Origin of the sequence: Actinomadura sp. NPDC048394 (assembly GCF_040651755.1) — a bacterium.
GTDB lineage: Bacteria > Actinomycetota > Actinomycetes > Streptosporangiales > Streptosporangiaceae > Spirillospora > Spirillospora montaniterrae.
Genome location: NZ_JBEZJL010000036.1, coordinates 1 through 24,297, shown reverse-complemented (window position 1 = coordinate 24,297; position 24,297 = coordinate 1). Strand labels below are relative to the sequence as shown.

Sequence of the window (24,297 nt, the reverse complement as noted above, 5' to 3'; positions counted from 1 at the left end):
TCTGTCCGTGCTCCGACACAGTTCGCACCGCCTCGGATACCGCACCAGGATCCCAACAACGCCGTCCCGCCGCCGCCCCGGCCCGCCCGCGGCGCGGCGCCGCGGCTGAGCCGATGCGGCGCACCCGAGACACCGCCGGACGCGAGGATACGGCGGCGGCCCGCGTCCCCGCCCCGGCCCCCGCTCCCGCCGGGCAGGCCGCCGTCGAGCAGGCGACCGTCGAGCAGGCGACCGTCGAACAAGCGAAGGGCGTGCTGGCCGAGCGGTTCGGCTGCGACGTGGAGACCGCCTACGACCGGCTGCTGGAGCTCGCCGCCGGCGCGGGCGTCGAGCCGGAGACGGCGGCCGCGCTGCTGCTCGGCGCCGTCCCGGACACCCCGTGCCGAGACCGCCTCCCGGCCGCTCCGGCGCCCGGACGGCTCCCCGGGCGGAGCGAGGTGCCGCTTCCGCGCGCCGCGCCGCGGAGCGACGCCGCCGACACGGCCGACGACGCCGATCCGGCCGCGCAGCTCGCGCTCGTCGAGCGGCTCGGCGGCCTCGGCTGGGCCCGCTGGGACCTGGCCACCGGCGAGGCCCGCTGGTCCGCCGGGCTGTACGAGCTGTTCGGGCGGGACCCCGCCGCCGGGCCGGTGGCTTTGGACCGGCTCGCCGAGCACGTCGTCCCCGCCGACCTGCCGCACGCCGAGCACTTCACGCGCGCCCTGCTCGGCCGCCGCGAGCCCGCCGACGTGGAGCTCCGCGTCCGCGCCGGGGGCGCCGTCCGGCACCTGCGGGCGATGGCCGAGCCCGTCCTGGACGCCGGTGGCGAGCCGGCCGCGCTCCGCGTCGTCTTCCAGGACGCCGCGCGCGGCCGCCGCGACGACCTGCTCGCCGCGACCCGCCTGCGGCTGACGCGGCAGCACCTCCGCCTCGCCGAGGAGCGGCGCACCGCCGTCGAGCTGCAGCGCGCCCTGCTGCCGCTGCCCCGCGGCCCCCGCGACCTGCCGGGCCTGCGCGCCGCCGTCCGCTACCTGCCCGCGTGCGGCGGGACGCGGGTCGGCGGCGACTGGTACGAGGCGGCGGCACTGTCGGACGGCGAGGTCTTCCTCGCGATCGGCGACGTCGCCGGGCACGGCCCGCCCGCCGCGGCCGGGATGGCGCGCGTCCGCAACGCGCTCAGCGGCCTGGCCTGCACCGGCGCGGCGCCCGACCGGCTGCTGGCGGCGCTGAACCGGATGCTGCTGAACCGGACGCCGCTCGACGGGCCCGCGCGCGGGCGGGACCGGCCGCCGACCGCGAGCGCGGTCGCCGCCCGCTACGAGCCCGGCCCCCGCGTGCTGACCTGGGCGCGGGCCGGGCACCCGCCGCCGCTGCTGGTCCGCGACGGCGCCGCCGCGCTGCTGGAGGCCCCCGAAGGCGTGCTGCTCGGCGCGCACGACGCCCCGGACCTGGCGTCGGTCATCACCCGGCTGCACCGCGGCGACCTGCTGCTGTTCTACACCGACGGGCTCGTCGAGCGCCGCGACCGCGACCTCGCCGACGGGTTCCGGATGCTGCTGGCCGCTGCCGCGGCGCGGCCGGGCGCCGAGCCGGACGCCGTCATCGACCACGTGCTGCGCTCGCTCGGCGCCGCCAACCCCGACGACGACACGTGCGTGCTCGCCGTCCAGGTCACGTGAACCGCCCGAGCCGCCTGGGCCGTTCGGGCGGCTCGGGCGGCGCGTCCGGGCGTCCTGCCGTGGCGCCGCCGGGATGTCGGGGGCGCGTGGGAGCATGAGGCCATGAGCGGGCTGATGCTGCTGGACACGCCGTCGTTGTACTTCCGCGCCTTCTACGGGGTGCCCGAGTCGGTGACGGCGCCGGACGGCACGCCGGTGAACGCCGTCCGCGGGCTGATCGACATGATCGCCCGGCTCGTCCAGGACCGCTCCCCCGACCGCCTCGTCTGCTGCATGGACGCCGACTGGCGGCCCGCGTTCCGGGTCGAGGCGCTGCCGTCGTACAAGGCGCACCGCGTCGCCGAGGACGGCGGCGACCAGACCCCCGACGCGCTCGAGGCGCAGCTGCCCGTCATCGACGCCGTGCTGGACGCGTTCGGGCTGGCCCGCGCCGGCGTCCCCGGCTACGAGGCCGACGACGTCATCGGCACCCTCGCCGTGCGGGGCGCGGCGGACGGCCCGGTCGACATCGTCACCGGCGACCGCGACCTGTTCCAGCTCGTCGACGACGCCGGCCCGGTGTCGGTGCTGTACACCGCGCGCGGCATCCGGAACCTGCAGGTCATGGGCGAGGCGGAGGTGGCGGCCAAGTACGGCATCCCCGGCCGCGGCTACGGCGACTACGCGACGCTGCGCGGCGACCCCAGCGACGGGCTGCCCGGGGTGCCGGGCGTCGGCGACAAGACCGCCGCCGCGCTGATCACCCGGTTCGGGTCGGTCGACGGGATCCTGGCGGCGCTGGACGCGGGGATCACCGACGGGTTCCCGGCGGGCGCCCGCAAGCGGATGGAGGCGGCGCGCGACTACCTGGCGTCCGCCGAGACCGTGGTGCGCGTCGTCACCGACATCGACGCGCCGGAGCTGGCGAAGCTGGACGACCGGCTGCCCGCCGAACCGCGGGACGCCGAGGCGCTCGTGGAGCTCGCCGACACGTGGAACCTCTCCAGCCCCGTCAACCGGCTACTGAACGCCCTGTCCCGCTAGCCCGCCCGCCGCGCCCGGTCCCGGAATGCGCGCGGGTCTCGGGGCGGAGAATTCTCGGCTGCAATTTTCCCCGAAAGTGTCAGATGACGCAGACGCGGTGCGCCCGCGCGCGCAGCATGTGGATCAATGAGGGGTTCTCCTAGGGACATGCGGAGAGCACGCACGCCGCCGCGGGACGGGCGATGACGGCCGTCGACCGGGCACCGGGTCCGGCCGCGGCGGCCGCACGAGCGGACCGGTATCCGCGGCACTGGGCCTCACCGCCCCACTCCCCCCATCTGCCGCGGGTACCGGTTCACCATGCGGCGCGCACCGGCGCGCGCCCGTCCGTCCCGAACCGTGAGCCCCGCGGGGCTCGGAAAGCCGGCACCCCGTGAACACCAGGACCCCACCCCGCGGCCTCGCCGCGCCCTCCCCGCCCGGCGGCGACGGCTTCTGGGCCGAGCTCGACCCGGTCCAGCGCGCCGCGCTGCAGGCGGCGGCCCGCCCGCGCAACTACCCGGCGCGGGCGCCGCTGTGCTACCAGGGCGAGGACTCCGACCACATCATCGTCATCCGGTCGGGCTGGGCGAAGGTGACGTCCACGACGCCGGACGGCCACGAGGTGGTGCTGGCCGTGCGCGGCCCCGGCGACCTGGTCTGCGAGAGCGCGGTGCTCGGCAGCCGGCACCGGTCGGCGACGGTGACCGCGCTCACCCCCGTCCGCGGGCTGGTGGTGCCGGCCGCCCGGTTCACCGCGTTCCTGGACGCCCACCCGGCGGCGTGGCGGCTGGTCAGCGGCACGTTCGTGCGGCGCCTCGACGAGGCGGGGCGGCGCGTGCAGGCGAACGTGTCGGCGCAGGGCCCGCGGCGGCTGGCGATGCTGCTGGCGCATCTCGCCGAGCTGTCGGCGGCGTACGCGCCGCCGGCCCCGGACGGGTCGGTGGACATCGGGCCGCCGCTGTCGCAGGAGGAGCTGGGCAGCTGGATGGACGCCTCGCGCGAGACCGTCGCCCGCGCGCTGGCGGTGCTGCGCCGCGCGGGCCTGGTCCGGACGGGCCGCCGGCGGATCACCGTGGTGGCGCCGGGGGCGCTCCGCGCGTTCGCGCGCGACCCCGCCGAGTGACCGGCCCGGCGCCTTTACGTTGTAGATCACAAAGACGCCGGGCGGGGCGCCGGGCGGCGAGCGGCGGAGGAGGAGGTCAGCGGCGCCGGCGGCGGCGCGTGTAGTGCCGCCAGTCGCGGCCGGTGCCGACGCCCGCGAAGTGCAGCGACAGGAGCAGCAGGCCGAGGACGGTCAGCGTCCCGTTGTTGATGGCGTCCGACGAGACGTCGGCGAGGTCGAACAGCAGGGCGAGGGCGAAGACGATCGCGGCGACGATCGCGAGCATGGCGTCCTCCGGTTGGGGGTTCGGGACGCGCCGGGCGTCCCGCGGGTACCGTCCCGATCACCGTTCGGGCGCCCGCGAAACGGCGTCCCGGTTTCGGACGCCCGAATCAGCCGCCGGCGACCTGTCCTGGCTCCGGATCGTCGGCGAGGCCGCGGTACACCCGCATCGCGTTGCCGCCGAGGACGAGCGCTACGGTCTCCTCGTCCAGCCCGAGGCCGGCGATCGCCCGCGCGTTGCGCTCGATGCCGGGGACGCCGGGCCAGTCGGTGCCGAAGACGAACTTGCGCGCCAGCCGCTTCAGGTCGTGCCGCGCGTAGTACTCGGGGAGGCGGCGGGGCGGCAGCCCCGACAGCTCGATCCACACCTCCTCGCGGGACAGCGCGAGGAACGCCGCCGCGTCGTACCACCAGCCCCGCCCGCCGTGCGCCAGCACGAACGTCAGCCCGGGGAACAGCCGGAGCACGTCGTCGATCGGGGTCGGGTCGGCGTACCGGTTGGCCGAGCCGGGGAAGGAGCTGGTGCCGCAGTGCACGACGACCGGCAGGCCCGCGTCCCGGCACAGCGCGTACGCCGGGTACAGCTCGGGGTCGGCGACGGAGAACCCGCCGTGCACCGGATGCAGCTTGAGCGCGACGGCGCCGAAGCCGAGCTGGCGCTCCAGCTCGGCGTCGATCGGGTAGTGCAGGTGCGGGTTGACGTTGGCGACCGGCTTGAAGCGGCGCGGGTTGTGCTTGAGCAGCGGCACCAGGTCCTCGATGGGCTGGTAGCCGGTGGTCCTGGGGCTGTACTCGCACAGCAGCAGCGCGACGTCCACGCCCTCGGCCTCGAAGTAGGCGTCGACCCGTTCGGGGACGAGCGTGCCGGAGTCGTCGTAGAGGTCCTGCCAGGGGTGCGCGGAGCCGAACTCCTCGGCCCACTGCCGCCATGCCGGGGGCAGGGTCGGCAGCCGCGCGGTGTGGACGTGGGCGTCGATGAGCGGATGTCCGTCGAGCATGTGCGCCTCCCCCGCGTCAGTCCCGGATCCGCTTGAGCTCGGCGGCGTAGCGGCGGCCGTTGGCGACGTACATCGCGACCGCCTCCGCGTGCCACTTCTCGTCGATCCCACCGGGCCTGGGCTTGGCGGGGACGCCGAGGGCGGTGTGCCCGGGCGGGACGACGGCGTCCTCGGTGACGACGGCCCCGGCGCCCACCACGGCCCCGGTCCCCACCCGGACGCGGTTGAGTACGACGGAGCCGGACCCGATCAGGCACCGGTCCTCGACGACGCAGCCCTCCAGGTGGACGTTGTGGCCGACGACGCAGTCGGCGCCGATGACGGTCGGCCACTCCTCGGTGGTGTGCACGACCGTGCCGTCCTGGACGGACGTGCGGGCGCCGACGGTGATCGTCCCGTAGTCGCCGCGCAGCACGGCGCCGGGCCAGACGGTGGCGCCCTCGCCGAGGGTCACCGACCCGATGACGGTCGCGCCCGGATGGACGTACGCGGTCGGATGGATGTCGGGGACCTGGTCTCCCAGCGCGTAGACGGCCATGCGGCGGAGCCTACCGGCCGCTCCCGGGCGGGCCGCCGCCGAGGGCGCCCAAGATCGTCGAGACCAGCGTCTCCGCGGCGTCGGCGGCGTCCAGGCGGCCCTCGTCCACCTCCTGCGCGGCCGCGTGCATCAGCGTGTAGACGGCGGTGACCTGCCATCCGGGGGGCGCGGCGGCGGTGAAGACGCCCTCGTCGCGGCCGCGCCGCAGGAGGCGCTCGACGCGGGCGAGGACGTCCGCGTGCCGGCCGCGGACCCGTTCGGGGCCGAGCACCCGCAGCGCGACCGTCAGCACGGTCCGCTGCCGGTCCAGGACGCGCCAGGACGAGCGGACGAGGCGGGCGAGGGCCTCGTCCGCACGCCCTGCGTCGACGTCGACGGCGCCGAGGACGGCGTCGGCGTCGGCCAGCGACCGGTCGAACAGGGTGTCCACGAGCGCCTCCCGGGACGGGAAGTGCCCGTAGAGGGTGACCCGCCCGACCCCCGCGGCCCGGGCGATCTCGGTCATGCTGGCCGAGGGGTCGCGGCCGAGGCGGGTGAGGGCGGCGTCGAGGATGGCCTCGATGTTGCGCTCGGCGTCGGCGCGGCGGCGGGTCGCGGAGGTCATGGGATCAGCGTACGGGCCGTCAGTGCGCGAACACGGGGCCGTCGCCGGGGCCGGGACGACCCGGCGGCACGAGGACGAGCGCGAGCAGCGCGACGGCGGCGGCCAGCACGCCGAAGGCCGCGAACGCGGTGTGGAACCCGCCGGCGCCGTGCCCGCCGACGCTCGCGCCGGCCAGGGCGGTGGCGAGCGCGACGCCGAGGGCGCCGCCGATCTCGTGGCCGGTGCTGACGACGCCGGACGCCGGCCCGGCCTCCTCGTGGCCGATCCCGCTCATCGCGGTCGTGGTGGCGCTGACGAACCCGGCGCCCGCGCCGAGGGCCAGCAGAACGAAGCCCGGCACGACGTCCGGCCAGGCGTGGCCCCCGGCGGGGACCCGCGCCAGCAGCAGCACGCCCGCCGCCGCGATCGCGAACCCGGCGGCGGCGACGGGGCGTCCGCCGGCCTTGCCGGCCAGATGCGAGGCGAGGTGGGCGCCCACGATCGTGCCGACGGCGGCCGGAAGGAACGTCAGGCCCGTCTCCACCGCGGAGAAGCCCAGCAGGTTCTGCAGGTATTGCGAGCAGAGGAAGAATCCCGACAGCAGCAGCACGGACGCGGCCACCATGAGGACGTTGCCGGACGCGACCGTCCGGCGCCGCAGCAGTCCGAGCGGGACGAGCGGGGACCGGACGGTCCGCTCGATCACCACGAACACGGCGGCGAGCACCACGGCGGCCCCGATCGGGACGAGCGCCTGCGCCGATCCCCAGCCGTCCTCGCCCGCCTTGACCAGCCCGTCGATGAGTGATCCGGCGGCGAGCGTGGCGGCGGCCGCGCCGCCCGGGTCCAGCGGGCGGCGCACCGGCGGGACGTGCGCCACGGCCGACGGCAGCAGCGCCAGCACGGCGAGCCCGACCGGGACGTTGACGAAGAACACCCACTCCCAGCCGGGGCCGCTGGTGAGCAGCCCGCCGGCCAGCACGCCGACCGCGGCGCCGGTGCCGCCGACGGCCGCCCACACGCCGAGGGCCCGGTTGCGCTCGGCGCCGTGGAAGGTCGTGGTGACGATCGACAGGGCGGCCGGGGACAGCAGCGCCGCGCCGACGCCCTGGGCGGCGCGCCCGGCGATGAGCACCCCGCCCGTCCCCGCGAGGCCGGAGACCAGGGACGCGGCGGTGAACAGCGCGAGCCCGAGCAGGAAGGCGCGCCTGCGGCCGATGGCGTCGGCGAGCCGCCCGCCGAGCAGCAGCAGGCCGCCGAAGCACAGCGAGTAGGCGGTGACCACCCAGGTCTGGGCGCCGCGTCCGAGGTGCAGGTCCGCGGCGGCGGACGGGAGGGCGACGTTCACCACGGTGACGTCGATGATCAGCATGAACTGGGCGACGCACAGCAGGACAAGGGCCCGCCACCGGCGGGGATCGGCGGGCGGCGCGCCCGGGTGCGTGTGCGGCGCGTGCATGGGCGCGGGGGGCGGCGCGGCCGGATGGTCGTGCACGGCGAACTCCTAACTCGAACACCATTGTTCGGGTTAGCGTAGCCCGCTCAGCGTGAAATTTGAACAAGTTTGTTCGAGTTAGCTCCTCAGGCGTCCACCGACTCCTGCTCGTCCAGCCAGGACACGATGCCCTCCAGCGCGTCGCGGCAGCTCCCGCAGCCGGTCCCGGCGCGGGTCCGCCGGGAGACCTCGTCGGCGGTGCGGGCGCCGTCCTGCCAGCAGGCGCGGATCTGCCCCTTGCTGACGTTGTTGCAGTTGCAGACCGTCGCCGCGTCCGGCATCCGGACCGGCGAGGCAGCCTCGGGCGCGCCGCCGAGCCCCGGGAACAGCAGGTCGAGGCGCTCGGACGGCAGCGGCGAGGCCCGGTCGTAGAGCTGGGTGAGCGTCCCCGCCGCGGACGTCTCGCCGAGCAGGATCGCGCCGATCAGCCGGCCGTCGCGGATCACCGCCTTCTTGTAGGTGCCGCGCGCCATGTCGCTGAACCGGACGACCTCCACGCCGTCGTCGTCGTCGCCGAAGTGCGTCTCCCCCATCGACGCCAGCTCGATCCCGGCCGCCTTCAGCCGGGTGATCTGCCGGGCGCCGGTGAAGCGCGCGGCCGGGTCGGTGCCGGCGAGCAGCCCGGCCAGCACGGTCGCCTGCTCCCACGCGGGCGCGACCAGGCCGTACACCTCGTCGCGGTGCTCCGAGCACTCCCCGATCGCGCGGACGGACGGGTCGGTGACCGAGCGGAGCTCGTCGTCCACGACCACCGCCCGGCCGATCGCCAGGCCGGCGTCCCGGGCCAGCGACACCTCGGGCCGGACCCCGCACGACAGGATGACCAGGTCGGTGTCCAGGACCTCCCGCCCGCCGTCCGGCAGCGCCAGCTCGACTCCGGTGACCCTGCGGTCGTCGCCGGCGCCGGTGGTGCGCAGCCCGGCGACGTTCGCCTGCACGCGGGTGCCGATGCCGAGGCTCGCGAGCGTCCGCGCCAGCACCTTGCCCGCGGCGGGGTCGAGCTGGCGCTCCATCAGGTGCCCGGCCAGGTGCAGGACCGTGACCTCCAGCCCCCGGCCCATCAGCCCGCGCGCCGCCTCGATCCCGAGCAGGCCGCCGCCGACCACCACCGCGCTCTTCGCCGACTCGGCCAGCTCGGAGATGCGGCGGCAGTCGTCGAGCGTGCGGAACACGAGCGCGCCGCCGGGCAGCCCGTCCTCCAGACCCGGCATCGGCGGGACGAACGCGGTGCTGCCCGTCGCCAGCACGAGCGTGCCGTAGCGGGTGACGGTGCCGTCGGAGGCGTGCACGGCGCGCGCCTCCCGGTCGACGCGGACGACCTCCACGCCGAGCCGGGCGTCCACCCCGTGCGAGGCGTACCAGGCCGCGTCGACCAGGCTGATGTGGTCGGGCCTGGTCATCCCGGCGAGGACGTTCGAGAGCAGCACCCGGTTGTAGGGCCGCTGCGTCTCGGCGCCGAACACCGTGACGGGCACGCCCGGGTCGCGGGAGCGCAGCTCGCTGACGAACCGGGCCCCGGCCATCCCGTTCCCGACGACGACGATCCGTTCGCGGTTCACTTGACCTCCAGCGGGAGGAGCACGGGCTTGATCTGCTCGCGCTCGACCTCGAACTCGATGCTCGGGTCGGGGGTCTGCGGCGCGTTGACGAACGAGACGAACCGGCGGAGCCGGTCGGGGTCGGCGAGGGTGTCGCGCCACTCGTCGGAGTAGGCGGCCACGTGCCGCTCCATCGCGGCGTCCAGCTCGGCGCAGATGCCGAGCCGATCGTCCACGATCACCTCGCGCAGGTAGTCGACGCCGCCGTCCAGGGCCTCCAGCCAGCTCGCGGTGCGCTGCAGCCGGTCGGCGGTGCGGATGTAGAACATCAGGAACCGGTCGATGGTGCGGATCAGCTCCTCGTCGGACAGGTCGGAGGCGAACAGGTCGGCGTGCCGGGGCCGCATGCCGCCGTTGCCGGCGAGGTAGAGGTTCCAGCCGTTCTCGGTGGCGATGACGCCGAAGTCCTTGCTCTGCGCCTCCGCGCACTCGCGGGCGCAGCCCGACACGGCCGACTTCAGCTTGTGCGGGGCGCGCAGCCCCCGGTACCGCAGCTCCAGCCGGATCGCCATCGCGACCGAGTCCTGCACGCCGTAGCGGCACCAGGTGGAGCCGACGCAGGACTTCACCGTGCGCAGCGCCTTGCCGTAGGCGTGCCCGGACTCGAACCCGGCGTCGACGAGCCGCTTCCAGATCTCCGGGAGCTGCTCGACGCGGGCGCCGAACAGGTCGATCCGCTGCCCGCCGGTGATCTTGGTGTAGAGGCCGAAGTCGCGCGCCACCTCGCCGATGACGATCAGCTTCTCCGGGGTGATCTCGCCGCCGGGGACCCGCGGGACGACCGAGTACGTGCCGTTCTTCTGCAGGTTGGCCAGGAAGTGGTCGTTGGTGTCCTGCAGCGCGGCCTGCTCGCCCTCCAGGATGTGCCCGTTGCCGAGGCTGGCGAGGATCGACGCGACGGCGGGCTTGCAGATGTCGCAGCCCCGGCCGCGGCCGTGCTCCTGGACGAGCTGGGTGAAGCTCGTGACCCGCCCGCCCCGGATGATGTCGAACAGCTCGGCGCGGCTGTAGTCGAAGTGCTCGCAGATCGCCTTGCTGACCTCGATGCCGGCGGCGGTCAGCTCGGCGTCCAGGATCCGCTTGACCAGCGGGACGCAGCTGCCGCAGCTCGTCCCGGCCTTCGTGCAGCCCTTCACCGCGGGCACGTCGGTGAGGGACTCCGCCGCGATCGCGCCGCGGATCGTCTCGGCGGTGACGTTGTTGCAGGAGCAGATGACGGTCGCGCCGGGCAGGTCGCCGCCCGCCGCCTCCGTCCCGCCGAACAGCATCTGCTCGGGGGCGCCGGGCAGGTCCCCGCCGACGTAGGCGCGCAGCGTCCCGTAGGACTCGGCGTCGCCGACCAGCACGCCGCCGAGCAGGGTCTTCGCGTCGTCGCTGACCACGAGCTTCTTGTAGACGCCGGCGACCGGGTCGGTGTAGGTGACGCCGAGCGCGCCCTGGTCGGGGCCGGCGAACGGGTCGCCGAAGCTGGCGACGTCCACGCCCATCAGCTTCAGCTTCGTCGACATGTCGGCGCCCTCGAACGCCGCGGTGCTCTCGGGGTTGAGCAGCCGGTCGGCGACGACCTCCGCCATCGAGAAGCACGGCCCGACCAGGCCGTACACCGTCCCGCCGACGAGCGCGCACTCGCCGATCGCCCAGATCGCCGGGTCCTCGGTGCGGCAGGACGCGTCGACGACGATCCCGCCGCGCTCCCCCACCGGCAGCCCGCAGCCGCGGGCCAGCTCGTCGCGCGGCCGGATGCCCGCGGAGAACACCACGACCTCGGCGTCGATCCGCCGCCCGCCGGCGAGCGCGATGCCCGCGACGGCGCCGTCCGCGCCCGCCTCCAGCCGCTCCATCGGCTCCCCGGCGTGCACGGCCATGCCGAGGGCTTCGATGTGGCGGCGCAGCATCGCGCCGCCGCCCTCGTCCAGCTGGCGCGGCATCAGCCACGGCGCGACCTCCACCACGCCACTGCGGAGCCCGAGTCCCTGGATGGCGCGGGCCGCCTCCAGGCCGAGCAGGCCGCCGCCGACCACCGCGCCGGTCTCCCGGCCGCGCGCGTACTCGCGGATGGCGTCCAGGTCGTCGATCGTCCGGTAGACGAACACGCCGGGCAGGTCCCGGCCCTCCACCGGCGGAACGAACGGCGCCGACCCGGTGGCCAGCACCAGCGCGTCGTAGCCGACGGTGCGTCCGGCCGAGGTCGTCACGGTGCGGGCGGCGCGGTCGATCGCGGTGACCTGCTCGCCGGTGACGACGGAGACCTCGCCGCCGTGCGCCGGGTAGGCGAGGTCGGCGCCCTCCAGGTGGGTGGTCAGCGCCACCCGGTCGTAGGCGGTGCGCGGCTCCTCGCCGATGACGGTGACCGTCCACGTCCCGGCGGCGTCGCGCTCGCGCAGGGCCTCCACCAGCCGGTGCGAGGCCGGTCCGTGGCCGACCACGACCAGGTGCATGTCCGGTTCGTTGCGGGCTTCCATGCCTTGATCCTCGGAGAGGCTTATTTCTCGTATGGGTCCCGAACGTCACCCCCGCGTTAACTGGCGCTCACACCCGAGGCCGAGGTCAGGCGGGCGGGCCTCCGGCGCGGGCGGCGTCCGGACGGACCGGATCCGGGTCCTTCGCGGGGGCACAAACGCGGGCGGGCGGCGCTGGGCGTCCGCACAAATTTTCGGTTTCCCGTCCATATGCATTCATTTCGTCGCCTTCTTGGCGGACGATGTGCGGACCGGGCGCACCGCCCGGCGATCGGGGACGAGGGAGCAGGGAACGACGAGGAGGCGGCATTGCGCAACGTCATCGGCATGGTGCTCACAGGTCTGGGCGCGTTCCTCCTGATCACCGCCGTGCTGGTCCGCTTCTACGTCGCCCCCCGGCTGATCGCCGCGCCGACCGACGTCTACCAGGTCACCCGGCTGCGCGCCGACAACGCCACCTACTTCGACGCCGCGTCCGCCAGGCAGGTCACCGGCGCGACCGTCGTCGCCACCAACACCGTCCGGGGCGACGTGACGTCCTCGCACGGCGACGTCGCCGTCTGGGACTCGGCGACGATGATCCAGGACGTCACGCGCGGCACCACGATCGAGATCCAGAACCAGCGGGTCGCGTTCGACCGCCGCACCGGGCTGCTCACCGCCTGCTGCGGCGCGTCGGTGGACGGCAACGTGTCCGCGCGCCAGTCGGGGCTCGGGCTGTTCTGGCCGGTGAACGCGACCAAGAAGGACAAGCCGGTCTACGACCCCGCGACGCGCCGGGCCTGGCCGGCCGTCTACGTCGGCAAGGAGCGGGTGCACGGCATCGACGCGTGGCGGTTCGTCCAGCACATCCCGAACACCAAGGTCGCGGGCAAGCCCCTGCCGGACGTGCCCGGCGAGCTGCTCGGCCGCGCCAAGGGAAGCCCCGCGGTCCCGGTCGACCGCTACTACCAGGCGGACGCCACGTACTGGGTGGATCCGCGCACCGGCAACCCGATCGACCAGGAGCAGAAGGTGCTGTCCACGCTGCAGCCGAAGAGCGGCCCCGGCCGCCTCGTGGTGGGGCAGATGGACCTGCGGATGACGCCGGAGTCGCAGAAGTCCCTGCAGGACAAGTCGGAGGACGGCGCGTCGAAGATCAACCTGCTGCGGATCGCCGTCCCGGTCGGCGCGGCGGCGGTCGGCGCGGTGCTGCTCGCGGCCGGGGCCGTCGTCGGCCGGACCGGGCGCCGGCGCCCGCCGCGCAGCCGGCAGCGCGGCGAGCCGCTCGCCACCACCCGCTGACCTGCCCGTTAAGTCCGAGATGTATGGGTACGTCCCCTGGGACGCCCGGGCCGGCCCGGTCCACGGGGCCGGCCGCACATCCGTGAGGGAAGGGGGACCCGATGGGCGGGCAGAACCATCCGATCCGCGGCGAGCACAAGTACGACCGGCGGATCACCGCACCGGACCAGCACGAGGAGCGCCCCGGCCAGAGCCTGGTCACCACGGACCACGACGTGATCCGCCAGTGGGCCGACGAGCGCGGCGCCGAGCCGTGCAGCGTGCCCGGCAGCGACTACGGGGGCAGGCCCGGCCGGCTGCTGTTCGACTTCCCGGGGTACGGCGGGGAGAACCTGGAGCACATCTCCTGGGACGACTGGTTCCGCACCTTCGACGAGCGCGAGCTCGACTTCATCTTCCAGGAGCACAAGAAGGACGGGGCGCAGAGCAACTTCTTCCAGTTGGAGAACCCCGGCCGCTGACGGCGGCCCTGCTTCGTGGGGGCGCGCCCCGTGTCGGGCGCGCCCCGCTCCGGCGCGTGCTCAGGCGGGGGTGAGGACGAGCGCGGCGTCGTGGCCGCCGAAACCGAACGAGTTGGACAGCACCGGCGCCGACGCGGGGATCGTGCGCGCCTCCCCGTGGACGACGTCGATCCGCCCGGTCTCCGCGTCCGGCCCGGCGAAGTTCGCGGTCGGCGGGACGAGCCCGGCGGCGCCGCAGCGCAGCGCGACGAGGGCCTCCAGGGCGCCGCCCGCGCCCAGGATGTGGCCGGTCACGCCCTTGGTGGCGGTGACGGGCGGGGCGTCGCCGCCGAAGCAGCGGTCGATCGCGAGGGCCTCGGCGCCGTCGTTGCTCCGGGTCCCGGTGGCGTGCGCGGAGACGTGTCCGATGTCGCGCGGGCCGAGGCGCGCGTCGGCGAGCGCCGCCGCCATGCAGCGGGCGGCGACCCGGCCGTCCTTGCGCGGCGCGACGATGTGCGCGGCGTCGCTCGCGGCGGCGTACCCGGCGATCTCGCCGTGCACGCGGGCGCCCCGGGCGGCGGCATGGTCGGCGCGCTCCAGCACGAGGAACGCGGCGGCCTCCCCGACGACGAACCCGTCCCGGCCGGCGTCGAACGGGCGGCTCGCGGAGTGCGGCGCGTCGTCGCGGCGGGCGAGCGTGCCGATGCGCGCGAACGCCGCCATCACGAACGGCGTGAGGATCGCGTCGACGCCGCCCGCGACGGCGGCGTCGATCCGGCCGGCGCGGATCGCGAGGGCGGCCTCGCCGATCGCCGTGGCGCCGCTGGCGCAGCCGGTCGAGTACGTCGGGCACGGGCCCTCGCACCCGTGCCGGATCGAGATGTTCGCGGCGGTAGCGTTCGGCATGATCATCGGGACGGCGGGGACCGGGACGCGGTGCAGCGTCCCGGCGTGCTCGTGCCCGCCGAGCGCGACCACCGAGGCGAGGTTCGCGGCGGCCGTCCCGACGTACACGCCGCGCCGCCAGGGCGCGGGGGCGTCCGGCCCGCGCAGGCCCGCGTCGGCGAGCGCGTCCTCTGCGGCGGCGACGCCGAGGCGTGTCATGCGGTCGAGTCGCCGCAGTTCTGGGCGGGTGAAGTAGCGCTCCTCCTCGAACGGCTGCGCGGGGCACCCGTAGGAGACCGCCGTCCCCGCCTCCAGTAACTCCTGGACGTGGACGGCCTGCGACTTCCCGGAGAAGACGGCGGCGACGACCTCGTCCGGGGTGCCGCCCGCCGGGCTCTTCACGCCGAACCCGGTGACCACCACCCGGGGAGTTCCGTCGGCCCGGCGCGCAGCTGTCATCCGTCACCTCGCGGTCGTCTCGGAAAACGCAAGGATTGGAAGCTAGCCGCCGCCCGCGCGCCGCCACTTGGCCCTCCGGGCACATTTCTCGCGGGCGTTTTTGTCACCACCATGCGAGAACTCCGGAAACGCCGTCACGGCGGTCCGGATCAAGGGACGCTGGTGCTTTTCCGTTTCCCCGGCGAAGCCCCCGGCCGCGGTCGCCTCAGCTTTCGCGGCCGGCGGCCGACGTCATGGGCAGGCGCGGGTCGGCGGCCTGGTCCGCCCAGGTGCCGCGGACCCACGCGTGCGCCGGGTCGTCGCAGATCCGCCAGGCCCGCTCCTCCCCCGGGCCCGCCATCACGTTCAGGTAGTAGAGGTCGTAGCCGGGCACCGCCATCGACGGCCCGTGCCAGCCGTGCGGGATCAGCACGACGTCGCCGGTCCGGACCTCCTCCAGCACGTCGATGGGGCGGTCAGCGGTGCCGTACACCCGCTGGTAGCCCATGCCTGGACGGCCGCCGGGGCCGTCCGCGACCTCGAAGTAGTAGATCTCTTCCAGCACCGACTCGGTCGCCGTCCGCTCGTCGTGCTTGTGCGGCGGGTAGGACGACCAGTTCCCGCCGGGCGTCAGCACCTCGCAGGCGATGAGCCGGTCCGCCTCGAACGCGTCCGGCGTGCAGAAGTTGTTCACCTGGCGGCTCGCCGTCCCGGCACCGCGCAGCTCGACCGGCACCTGCTCGGCCGGGCCGTACCGCGGCGGCAGGCGGCGCTCGCAGCGGGCGGACGGCAGCGCGAACCGGCCGCCGTCCCGCGACGACACGACCACCGTCGCGTCGCGCGGCGCGTAGGCGAAGTCGGTGACGCGGGAGAAGACGTCGGCGCGCCCCCGCAGGTCGAACGTCACCGCCTCCTCGCCCGGGACGGTGACGGCGGCGCGGCACGACCCGGCGAGCGGCAGCACGAGCGTCTCGGCGTCCCCCGTCCCGACGGTCGTCTCCTCGCCGGGGCCGAGCGTCAGGACGCGCAGGCCCGAGTAGGTCCATCCGGCGTCCGCCGGCGCCACGTCCACGGTCATCCGATCCTCCTCGCGGGTGTTCACAGCGCCGCCACCGCGGCGTCGACCGCCGCCGCGACGTCGCCGCCCGGCGGGTACAGCAGGCTGCGGCCGATGACCAGGCCGCGGACGGTCGGCAGCTCCAGGGCCTTCCGCCAGCCGGCGAGCGCGGCGTCCGGGTCGGCGGACACCTCGCCGCCGAGCAGCAGCGCGGGCAGCGTGGAGGCCGCCATGACCCGCTCCATGTCCGGCACGACCGGCACCTTGAGCCAGGTGCGGGCGGACGTGGCGCCGAGCGCGGAGGCGATCGCGATCGCGCGGATCATCGCCTCCGCGGTGAGCTCGTTGCGGACGCGCCCGTCCTCGCCCCGCGCCGACATGAACGGCTCGACCATCGCCATCAGCCCGTGCGCGGCGAGGTCGGTGACCGCGCGCCCGCAGGCCTCCAGCGTCCGGGCGGTGGCGGGGTCGGCGGGGTCGACGCGCAGCAGCATCTTGCCGCCGTCCAGCCCGGCGGCCGCGATCGCGGGCGCGCTGTAGGCGGTGAACCGGTCGTCGATCTCGAACGACGCGCCGGCGAGGCCGCCCCGGTTCATCGAGCCGACGGCGAGCTTGCCGTCCAGCGCGCCGAGCAGCAGCAGGTCCTCCAGCACGTCGGGGGTGCCGAGGACGCCGTTCACGCCCGGCCGCGCGAGCGCCGCGCACATCCGCTCCAGCAGGTCGCGGCGGTCGGCCATGGCCAGCGGGTCGGATCCGGCGCGCAGCGCGCCGCGCGCCGGATGGTCCGCCGCGATGATCATCAGGGGGCCGGACGCGCCGGGCGGGCCGGACGGCCGCACCCGCCGGGCCGCGGCGCGCGCCACCGCCTCCGGGTGCGCGGCCCTGATCTCGGCGAGGGCGGCGTAGCGTTCGGCGAACGTTCCCGCGCTCACGCGGTGACCTCCTTGCCGGGGTCCGGCGCGGGCCGGGCGGCCAGCAGCCGCTCGACCTCGCCGGCGGTGGGCATGGCGTCGGCGCAGGCCAGCCGGGACGCGACGATCGCCCCGGCCGCGTTGGCGAAACGCACGATCCGTTCCAGGTCCCAGCCGCTGAGCAGCCCGTGGCAGAGCGCGCCGCCGAACGCGTCCCCGGCACCGAGACCGTTGACCACCTCGACCGGCGTCGGCGGGACCTCGACGGCGCCGTCCGCGGACGCGGCGAGGACGCCGCGCGGGCCCTGCTTGACGACGGCGACCGACACGCCGAGGTCCAGCAGGGCGCGGGCGGCGGCGCGCGGTTCGCGCTCGCCGACGGCGACCTCGCACTCGTCGAGGTTGCCGACCGCGACGGTCGCGTGCCGCAGGGCGTCCTGCACGCGCGCGCGGGCCTCCTCCGGCGACTCCCAGAACATCGGCCGGTAGTCCAGGTCGAGGACGGTGGTGCCGGGGTGGGCGGCGAGCGCGGCGACCGTCGCCTCGCGGCTCGGCTCCTGCGACAGCCCGGTGACCGTCGCCCAGAAGATCCGGGCGGCGGCGATCGCGTCCAGGTCCAGCTCGCCGGCGCGGATCTCCATGTCGGGCGCCTTCGGGTACCGGTAGAAGTACAGCGGGAAGTCGTCCGGCGGGAAGATCTCGCAGAACGCCAGGGGCGTCGGCAGGCCGGGCACCTCGGTGACGAACCGGTCGTCCACGCCGTAGCCCTTGAGCGCCGTGTGGACGAACCGTCCGAACGGGTCGGCGCCGGTGCGGGTGACGACCGCGGTGCGGCGCCCGTACCGGGCGGCGGCGACCGCCACGTTGGTGGGGCTGCCGCCGAGGTACTTGCCGAACGTCTCGACGTCCTCCAGCGGCACGCCCACCTGCTGCGGATAGACGTCGACGCTGACGCGGCCCATCGTGACCAGGTCGTGGGGCGCTCCGCCCGCGGGCGTCATCGGCGCACCTCCTCGATCGTGACGGTGCGGCGCTCGCGGCGCGAGATCTCGCACGCCTCCGCGATGTAGAGCGCCTCGAGGCTCTCCTCGGGCGGGCACGGGCTGGCCGTGCCGCCCGCGACCATCTCGGCGAACGCCGCCAGCTCGGCCGCGTAGGCACCGGCGAACCGCTCCAGGAACCCGGTGTGCGCCGGCCCGGCGGGGCGGATCCCGCCCGCCGCCGGGGAGAGCGGCGTCCCGTCGTCCAGCCCGGCGACGACGCCGCCTTCCGAGCCGAGGACCTCCAGCCGCACGTCGTAGCCGGCCGCGTTGTAGCGGGTGGCGGACACGAGCGCGAGCGTCCCGTCGTCCAGGGTCAGCGTCGCCGCGCCGGTGTCGACGTCGCCGGCCTCGGCGAAGGCGGCCGAGCCGCGGTTGGCGCCGGTCGCGGTCACCTCGGTCACGTCGCGTCCGGTGACGAACCGGACGGCGTCGAAGTCGTGCACCGAGCAGTCGCGGAACAGCCCGCCGGAGCCGGGGATGTAGGCGTCCGGCGGCGGCACCGGGTCCAGCGTGCAGGATCGGACGGTGTGCACCCAGCCGAGCCGGCCCGAGCGCACCGCGTCCCGCGCGGCGACGTGGCCGGGGTCGAAGCGGCGCTGGAAGCCCACCTGCACGGGCACGCCCGCGCCGCGGACCGCCTCCAGCACCTCGATCGTCCCCGGCAGGTCGGGGGCGACGGGCTTCTCCACGAACACCGGCGTCCCGGCCTCGACGGCGCGCACCACCAGGCCGGCGTGCGCGTCCGTCGGGGCGGCGACGACCAGCGCGTCCAGCCCCGCGGCGAACAGCGCGCCGACGTCGTCGGCGGCCCGGACGCCGAGCCTGGCGGCCGCCTCCCTGGCCCGGCGCGGGTCGGCGTCGGCGACGACGACCTCCGCGACCCCGGGCAGCGCGCGCAGCGTCTCCGCGTGCGCGGTCCCGATCCGTCCCGCTCCAGCGAGCCCGATCCTCATCGCACCCCTTCCGGCCGTGAATCGCGACCGAGTCTCATGGAACGATCCAACATCTGTCAACACTATGTCCTGACATAAGGACTTAAATATCTCCGGACGGCCGGTGGACTAAGCTGCGTCGCGACCCCGTGAAAGGAGCCGCGCGTGCACGGACCGACGGTCACGCTGGACCGCGCCAGCCCGGTGCCGCTGTACTTCCAGGTCGCCCAGCAGCTCGAGGCCGCCATCCGGTCCGGCGAGCTGCCGCCCGGCGCCCGGCTGGACAACGAGCTCGACCTCGCCGCCCGGTACCGGCTGTCCCGGCCGACCGTCCGGCAGGCGATCCAGCACCTGGTCGACAAGGGGCTCCTCGTCCGCAAGCGCGGCGTCGGCACCCAGGTCGTCCAGGCGCAGGTCCGCCGCCCGATCGAGCTGACCAGCCTGCACGACGACCTCGCCGCGGCCGGCGCCGAGCCGCGCACCCGCGTCCTGGAGTTCGGCCCCGCCCCGGCCGGCGACGAGGCCGCCGAGCGGCTCGGCGTCCCCGCCGGGACCGAGGTGCTGCGGCTGCGCCGGCTGCGGCTCACCGGCGGCGAGCCGCTGGCGCTGCTCACCAACGTGCTGCCCGCCGGGCTGATCGACGTCACCGCCGAGCACCTCGCCGAGCACGGCCTGTACGAGACGCTGCGCGCGGCCGGCGTGAACCTGCGGATCGCGCACCAGACGATCGGGGCGCGGGCCGCGACCGCCGCGGAGGCGCGGCTGCTGGACGAGCGGAGCGGCACCCCGCTGCTCACCATGACCCGCACCGCCTTCGACGACAACGGCACCGCCGTGGAGTACGGCGACCACGTCTACCGGGCCGACCGGTACTCCTTCTCCCACACGCTCGTCGGCCGCTGACCGGGCCGGACGCGTCCCCCGGCGCGCCCGGCCCGGCCCGCGGGCGGACGCCGCCGCGCCGGGCGCGAACCCGGCGCGGCGGCGCTCGTTCACCGGCTCAGCCGGGCGATGCTGCTCGCCGTGCCCCCCTTCGCCGCCTCGAACGCGACGGCGAGCAGGCCGCTCGCGCCCGTGACCGTCACGGACTGCGAGCCGGCGCGCTTCACCTCGACCGTCTTCGTGCCGAGCACCTTGCCGTCCCAGACCGTCACGTGCGCGGTGCCGGGGCCGGTCGCCCGCAGCCGGAAGGTCGTCGAACCGCCGGACACCTTCGGCGTGCCGGAGATGCCCGCGCTGTCGGAGCGCGGCGCCGCCGGGCCGCCCGCGAGCGGGATCCCGGTCCGGACGGCCTGCTCGATCGACTCGGGCGAGTTCACCGAGGCCGCCGCGTCGGTCGGCATCACCGGCGCGGGCGGGGTGGTGGGCAGGCTCGGGTCGGGTGTGTAGCCGGGCAGGGTCGTCTGGCCCCAGCGGTACGGGTCGCCCTGCACGCCGCCCCAGGTCGACCAGCCGATGCGGGTCTGGCCGGTCTTGTCCTGGGTGTCGGAGTCGTAGACGAAGACGTTCAGGCCCATCCGCGCCGGGTCCACGGCGGTCGGCAGGTCCTTGAACGGGATCTTCGCCTCGATGGTGTAGCCGTCGTACGGCTGGTTCACCGTCGCGGCCACCTGCATGCCGGGCGCCGCGTCCGCGCCGCCCTGGTGGGCGTCGGCGTCGCGCTCGAAGCACGGCTTGCCGTCCGCCATCTGCGGGAAGATGCCGGTCTTGAAGGTGGTCGAGGTGTTCTCCGAGTCACCGCGCGGGTCGATCCCGATCTCGACCGAGTCGGTGCGCCAGTGCCGCTTGCAGTCGTCGGCGCCGAGGACCGTGCCCTGCTTGTCGTCGCGGACCTTGACCAGCACGTTCAGCGCGTCGTCGGTCCAGGTCACCTTGCCGGTCGCCGAGCAGTCGGCGGCCGACGTGCACGCGTCGCCCTCCCACACCCGCGACAGGTTCAGCTCGGCGCCGGTGTACTCGCCGGCCTCCTCCTTGCCGTCGATCTTCGGGGCGGCGGACGCCTTCGGGATCTCGGCGACCGGGACCAGCTCCAGCGCCGCCGTCTCCACGTCGGCCGGGCCGGACGACGGGGTGGTGGTGATGGTGTAGTCGTAGTCGCCGCCGGAGCCGCCCTCGTTGGAGGTCGGCAGCGAGGCGTCGGTGTTGGTCACCTTGAAGGTGGCCGTGCCCTTCGCGCCGGCCGCGAGCGTGTACGGCTTGGACGCGGCGTCGGCGGAGAAGCCCTTCGGCAGGTCCAGCTTCACCGTGCCGGACTGCGCGGACGAGGTGGTGTTCACCAGGTCCACCCGCACGTCGCGGGACTTGCCCGAGCCGACCGTCAGGACGCGCTTCATCTGGCCGATGAGCGCGGGCACACCGGTCTTGGTGGCCCAGGTGTCGAAGTCGTCGACGCGGGGCAGCGGCTGCTGCTGGCCCGTGACCGGCGGCTGGACGTTCACCATCGTCGCGGTCTGGCCGGTGGCACGGCCGGAGGTGAGCGTCGCGGAGATCTGCGCGCGGCCCACGGAGGCGCCGGCGGGCGGCGTCACGGTGAACGTCGCAGTCCGCTCACTCGACCCGAGTTTGCCCAGGTCACCGCTTCCTGTCACGTTCCAACCAGCCGGCACGGAGAGCGCGGCCCGCGCGTTCTTCAGCTGCTCGGGCGCGCTGGCATGCGCCGTCACCTTGAACGCGCCGCCGGGCGTCACCCCGTACGACTGCGCCGTCAGGAAGAACTGCGTGCCGAGCGGCAGGCCGCCCTTGCCCGGCGTGACCGCGCCCTCCAGCGGAGCCGACGGGTCGGTGTTGCCGAGCGTGAACGGCACGCGGCTCGCGATCTGCGTGACGTAGTCGCAGCCGATCTTGGACGGGTCGGACGGCGCGTCCGGGAACCCGGCCCAGCCCTGGCTGACGTACAGCCGCTGCGCCTCCCGCTCGACCTGCGCCCACGTCTTGCCGCCGTTGCGGGCCGACGTCCGGCCGCCCCACACCCCGTACGCCACCGACGCGGGCGTGCTGGGGGTGACCTTGGCGGCGCACTCCTGCCCGGTCGGCCCGGACGCCCCGCCGCCCTGGAACAGCCGTCCCGGCGCCCAGGTCTTCAGGCCCTCCTTGCTCAACTGGGTCGGGAACGCCTTCGGGTCGGCGGCGGCGTAGTACGCCTCGGTCGCCAGCCGCGCGGCCTCCTGGTGGTTGCCGTGCTGGCCGGGCAGCGGCGCCGGGTTCATCGTCACGATCACCTTGGGCCGGGTCTCGCGGACGATCCGCACGACCTTCGCGAGGGTGTCGTCGTGGCCCCAGGTGTCCTCGGTGAGCGGGGCGCTCACCGTGTAGTAGAAGTCGACCTTGTCGAGGTTGTGGACGTCGGTGACGCCCGCCTTGCCGACCGCGCGGCGCTCCTCGTCCTCGCGGAGCAGGCCGAGCGCCGGGCCCTCCTCCGTCCCCGCGGCGTTGCCGCCGCCCTCGCCGCGGGTGACGGTCAGCACGCCCGTCCTCGCCTTGTCGAACTCGTTCCACTGGCCGAGCGTCGACAGGGTTCCGGACTCGTCGTCGGGGTGCGCCCCGACGAACAGCACGTCCAACCGGCCCTGTTCCGACGGTGCCGTGCGGTCGGACGGTGCCGTCCGCGCCTGCGCGGGCGGGCCGGCCAGCGCGATGGCCGAGCCCGCCAGCGCGGCGGACAGGACGGCGGGTAGGGCGAGTCTTCGCATGAACTCTCCTGTTCCGTTGCGGGGCCGCTGGGGGGCGGCCCCGGACTCCCTACTCCTTGATGGCCCCCGAGAGCATCCCTGCAATGAACCGCCGTTGCAGGAAGACATAGACGATCACGATGGGCGCCGCGATGATCAGCGCGCCCGCCATGAGCAGCGAGTAGTCGGTCTTGTGCGCGCCCTGGAAGAACGACAGCCCGAGCGGCGCGGTGCGCAGCCCCTCGTCGGAGTTGACGATCACCAGCGGAAGCAGGAACTCGTTCCAGGTCCACATGGTGATCAGCACGACCATGGTGAGGATGGCGGGCCGGCCGATCGGCACCAGCACCCGCCACAGGGTCGTCCAGCTCGACGCGCCGTCCATCCGGGCCGCCTCCATCAGCGACGGGGGGACGCTGCGGAAGTAGGCGCGCATCCAGAACGTGCCGAACGCGACCGACATGGCGACCTGCGGCAGGATCAGCCCGGCGTAGGTGTTGTCCAGCCCGGCCGAGCGCAGGTCGAAGTACAGCGGCACGACGACGGCCTCGGTGGGGATCGTGAGGCCCGCGAGGAACAGCAGGAACACCGCGCCCGCGCCGCGGAAGCGCATGACGCCGAGCGCGTACCCGGACATGATCGAGAAGACGCTCGCCAGCACCACCGTGACGGCGGTGACGATCACGCTGTTGCGCAGGTAGGCGGCGAAGTGGCCCTCGTTCCAGGCGACCCGGAAGGTGTCGAACGACAGGCTCCCGGGCAGCTTCAGCGCCTGCGCGACGATGCCGATCATCGGGAACAGGGCGACCACCGCGAACAGCGCCAGCACGGCGTGGTTGAGGATCCGCTCGTAACGCCTGTTCATTCGCCCTTCCCCTCGACGAGGCGGCCGATGCCCGCGGTGATCGCGAACGCCAGCACGGCCAGCGTGACGCCGATGGCGCAGCCGAGGCCGACCTCGCCGGTGTTGAACGTGCGGTTGTAGACCTCGTAGGCGGGCACCTTCGTGGAGTCGCCCGGGCCGCCGGCGGTGGCCATGTAGATGAGGTCGAAGTTGCGCACCGCCATGATCGTGGTGAGCGTCAGCGCGACCGACAGCTCGCGCCGCAGCCCCGGCAGGGTGACGGTGAAGAACTCCCGGACCGCCCCGGCGCCGTCGATCCGCGCCGCCTCGTACAGCTCCCGGGGGATCTTCTGCACGCCGGCCAGGAACAGCACCAGCGCCAGGCCGATCTCCACCCAGGTGCCGACGAGCCCGATGGCGGGCAGCGCGAAGGTGAAGTCGCCGAGCCAGCCGTGCCGCCAGTCCGGCAGGCCGAGGTCGTGCAGCCAGCCGAGGACGGTGTTGATCGGCCCGTGCGTCGAGTACACCCACTGCCATGCCACCGCGACCGCGACCATCGCGATGACCTGCGGCATGAACAGCACGGTGCGGAAGAACGTCAGGCCGCGGATCTTCGTCCGGGACATGACGGCGACCAGCACGAACGCGATGCAGCACGGCAGGATCGCGTAGAACACGATCAGGACCAGCAGGTGCCCGAACGCGCCTCGCAGCGTCGGGTCGGTCCAGGTCGCGGTGTAGTTGGACAGCCCCGCCCAGGTCGCCGGGCCGATGCCGTCCCAGTGGTAGAGGGAGAACTGCGCCCCCCGCACCAGCGGCCACAGCAGGAACGCCCCGTACACCACCAGGGCCGGCAGCACGTACAGCCAGCCGACGGAGCGGGGCTCCCCCGGCGGCCGGGACCTGGCCCGGCGCCCTGCGGGCCGCCCGTTGCTCGAGCCGGACGCCTCGGGCCCCGGCTCGGGGCTCTTCTGCCGCGCGACGGTCGTCATCTGCGCGCTCCTCGCTGTCACCTCGTCGGCGCGGGCCGCCCCGCGTCTGCGCAGGGGGCGGCCGGTGCCCCGCCGCCGCGCCGGG

General features: G+C 74.9%; 21 protein-coding genes. 6 read left to right on the top strand and 15 right to left on the bottom strand.

Annotated elements, in window-relative coordinates; translation table 11 throughout:
- Positions 1-113 precede the first annotated feature (113 nt).
- The 3 genes from AB0C78_RS25885 (at position 114) to AB0C78_RS25875 (ending at position 3,786) form a co-directional block, all read left to right on the top strand.
- Entirely contained in the window at positions 114-1,658 is a 1,545-nt protein-coding gene (locus AB0C78_RS25885) for a SpoIIE family protein phosphatase (protein WP_360752309.1), read from the top strand.
- Between the two features lie 102 nt (positions 1,659-1,760).
- Positions 1,761-2,681, top strand: a complete 921-nt coding sequence (locus AB0C78_RS25880; protein WP_360752306.1) for a 5'-3' exonuclease — start codon at positions 1,761-1,763, stop codon at positions 2,679-2,681.
- Between the two features lie 373 nt (positions 2,682-3,054).
- Entirely contained in the window at positions 3,055-3,786 is a 732-nt protein-coding gene (locus AB0C78_RS25875) for a Crp/Fnr family transcriptional regulator (RefSeq protein WP_360752303.1), read from the top strand.
- Between the two features lie 76 nt (positions 3,787-3,862).
- On the opposite strand, the gene AB0C78_RS25870 is transcribed toward AB0C78_RS25875, so the two are convergent.
- From AB0C78_RS25870 to nirB, 7 genes are all read right to left on the bottom strand, one after another.
- Entirely contained in the window at positions 3,863-4,051 is a 189-nt protein-coding gene (locus AB0C78_RS25870) for a hypothetical protein (RefSeq protein WP_151546327.1), read from the bottom strand.
- Positions 4,052-4,157: 106 nt separating this feature from the next.
- The gene (locus AB0C78_RS25865; RefSeq protein ID WP_360752300.1) at positions 4,158-5,045 is read right to left on the bottom strand and encodes an amidohydrolase family protein; all 888 of its coding nucleotides are present in this window, start codon (positions 5,043-5,045) and stop codon (positions 4,158-4,160) included.
- A gap of 16 nt (positions 5,046-5,061) precedes the next feature.
- Complete coding sequence (locus AB0C78_RS25860; RefSeq protein ID WP_360752297.1) at positions 5,062-5,583, bottom strand: gamma carbonic anhydrase family protein; 522 nt, start codon at positions 5,581-5,583, stop codon at positions 5,062-5,064.
- A gap of 10 nt (positions 5,584-5,593) precedes the next feature.
- Positions 5,594-6,187: a TetR/AcrR family transcriptional regulator gene (locus tag AB0C78_RS25855; RefSeq protein ID WP_360752294.1), complete on the bottom strand. Its 594-nt coding sequence runs from the start codon at positions 6,185-6,187 to the stop codon at positions 5,594-5,596.
- Positions 6,188-6,206: 19 nt separating this feature from the next.
- Entirely contained in the window at positions 6,207-7,661 is a 1,455-nt protein-coding gene (locus AB0C78_RS25850) for an MFS transporter (protein ID WP_360752292.1), read from the bottom strand.
- Positions 7,662-7,747: 86 nt separating this feature from the next.
- The gene (locus tag AB0C78_RS25845) at positions 7,748-9,220 is read right to left on the bottom strand and encodes an FAD-dependent oxidoreductase (protein WP_360752290.1); all 1,473 of its coding nucleotides are present in this window, start codon (positions 9,218-9,220) and stop codon (positions 7,748-7,750) included.
- Positions 9,217-11,721, bottom strand: a complete 2,505-nt coding sequence (gene nirB / locus AB0C78_RS25840; RefSeq protein WP_360752287.1) for a nitrite reductase large subunit NirB — start codon at positions 11,719-11,721, stop codon at positions 9,217-9,219. Before nirB ends, AB0C78_RS25845 begins: the two co-directional genes overlap by 4 nt.
- A gap of 306 nt (positions 11,722-12,027) precedes the next feature.
- Here nirB and AB0C78_RS25835 point away from each other — a divergent pair, with 306 nt between their 5' ends.
- Positions 12,028-13,002 (top strand): DUF3068 domain-containing protein, encoded by a 975-nt coding sequence (locus tag AB0C78_RS25835; RefSeq protein ID WP_360752285.1) that lies wholly within the window; start codon positions 12,028-12,030, stop codon positions 13,000-13,002.
- 101 nt (positions 13,003-13,103) lie between these two features.
- Complete coding sequence (locus AB0C78_RS25830; protein WP_151546394.1) at positions 13,104-13,463, top strand: hypothetical protein; 360 nt, start codon at positions 13,104-13,106, stop codon at positions 13,461-13,463.
- Between the two features lie 60 nt (positions 13,464-13,523).
- Here AB0C78_RS25830 and AB0C78_RS25825 read toward each other — a convergent pair whose 3' ends face one another.
- The 5 genes from AB0C78_RS25825 to AB0C78_RS25805 all read right to left on the bottom strand — a co-directional run bounded on the left by AB0C78_RS25825 (position 13,524) and on the right by AB0C78_RS25805 (position 18,729).
- On the bottom strand, positions 13,524-14,786 hold the full coding sequence (locus AB0C78_RS25825) for a beta-ketoacyl-[acyl-carrier-protein] synthase family protein (RefSeq protein WP_360752283.1): 1,263 nt from the start codon (positions 14,784-14,786) through the stop codon (positions 13,524-13,526).
- Between the two features lie 205 nt (positions 14,787-14,991).
- Positions 14,992-15,843 carry a 5-deoxy-glucuronate isomerase gene (gene iolB / locus AB0C78_RS25820; RefSeq protein WP_360752280.1) on the bottom strand — a complete coding sequence of 284 codons (852 nt, stop codon included), beginning with the start codon at positions 15,841-15,843 and terminating at the stop codon, positions 14,992-14,994.
- 20 nt (positions 15,844-15,863) lie between these two features.
- Positions 15,864-16,754 carry an aldolase gene (locus tag AB0C78_RS25815; RefSeq protein WP_360752278.1) on the bottom strand — a complete coding sequence of 297 codons (891 nt, stop codon included), beginning with the start codon at positions 16,752-16,754 and terminating at the stop codon, positions 15,864-15,866.
- Complete coding sequence (gene iolC, locus AB0C78_RS25810; protein ID WP_360752275.1) at positions 16,751-17,734, bottom strand: 5-dehydro-2-deoxygluconokinase; 984 nt, start codon at positions 17,732-17,734, stop codon at positions 16,751-16,753. Before iolC ends, AB0C78_RS25815 begins: the two co-directional genes overlap by 4 nt.
- The gene (locus tag AB0C78_RS25805) at positions 17,731-18,729 is read right to left on the bottom strand and encodes a Gfo/Idh/MocA family oxidoreductase (RefSeq protein ID WP_360752272.1); all 999 of its coding nucleotides are present in this window, start codon (positions 18,727-18,729) and stop codon (positions 17,731-17,733) included. Before AB0C78_RS25805 ends, iolC begins: the two co-directional genes overlap by 4 nt.
- A gap of 144 nt (positions 18,730-18,873) precedes the next feature.
- Here AB0C78_RS25805 and AB0C78_RS25800 point away from each other — a divergent pair, with 144 nt between their 5' ends.
- A complete protein-coding gene (locus tag AB0C78_RS25800) occupies positions 18,874-19,611 on the top strand; it encodes a GntR family transcriptional regulator (protein WP_360752270.1) in 738 nt (245 codons plus the stop codon).
- 89 nt (positions 19,612-19,700) lie between these two features.
- Here the strand turns inward: AB0C78_RS25800 and AB0C78_RS25795 are convergent, their stop codons facing one another.
- From AB0C78_RS25795 to AB0C78_RS25785, 3 genes are all read right to left on the bottom strand, one after another.
- On the bottom strand, positions 19,701-22,397 hold the full coding sequence (locus AB0C78_RS25795; RefSeq protein WP_360752267.1) for a sugar-binding protein: 2,697 nt from the start codon (positions 22,395-22,397) through the stop codon (positions 19,701-19,703).
- 49 nt (positions 22,398-22,446) lie between these two features.
- The gene (locus AB0C78_RS25790; protein WP_360752265.1) at positions 22,447-23,241 is read right to left on the bottom strand and encodes a carbohydrate ABC transporter permease; all 795 of its coding nucleotides are present in this window, start codon (positions 23,239-23,241) and stop codon (positions 22,447-22,449) included.
- A partial coding sequence (locus AB0C78_RS25785; RefSeq protein ID WP_360752263.1) for a sugar ABC transporter permease occupies positions 23,238-24,297 on the bottom strand: 1,060 nt, incomplete at its 5' end. The genes AB0C78_RS25790 and AB0C78_RS25785, both read right to left, overlap by 4 nt.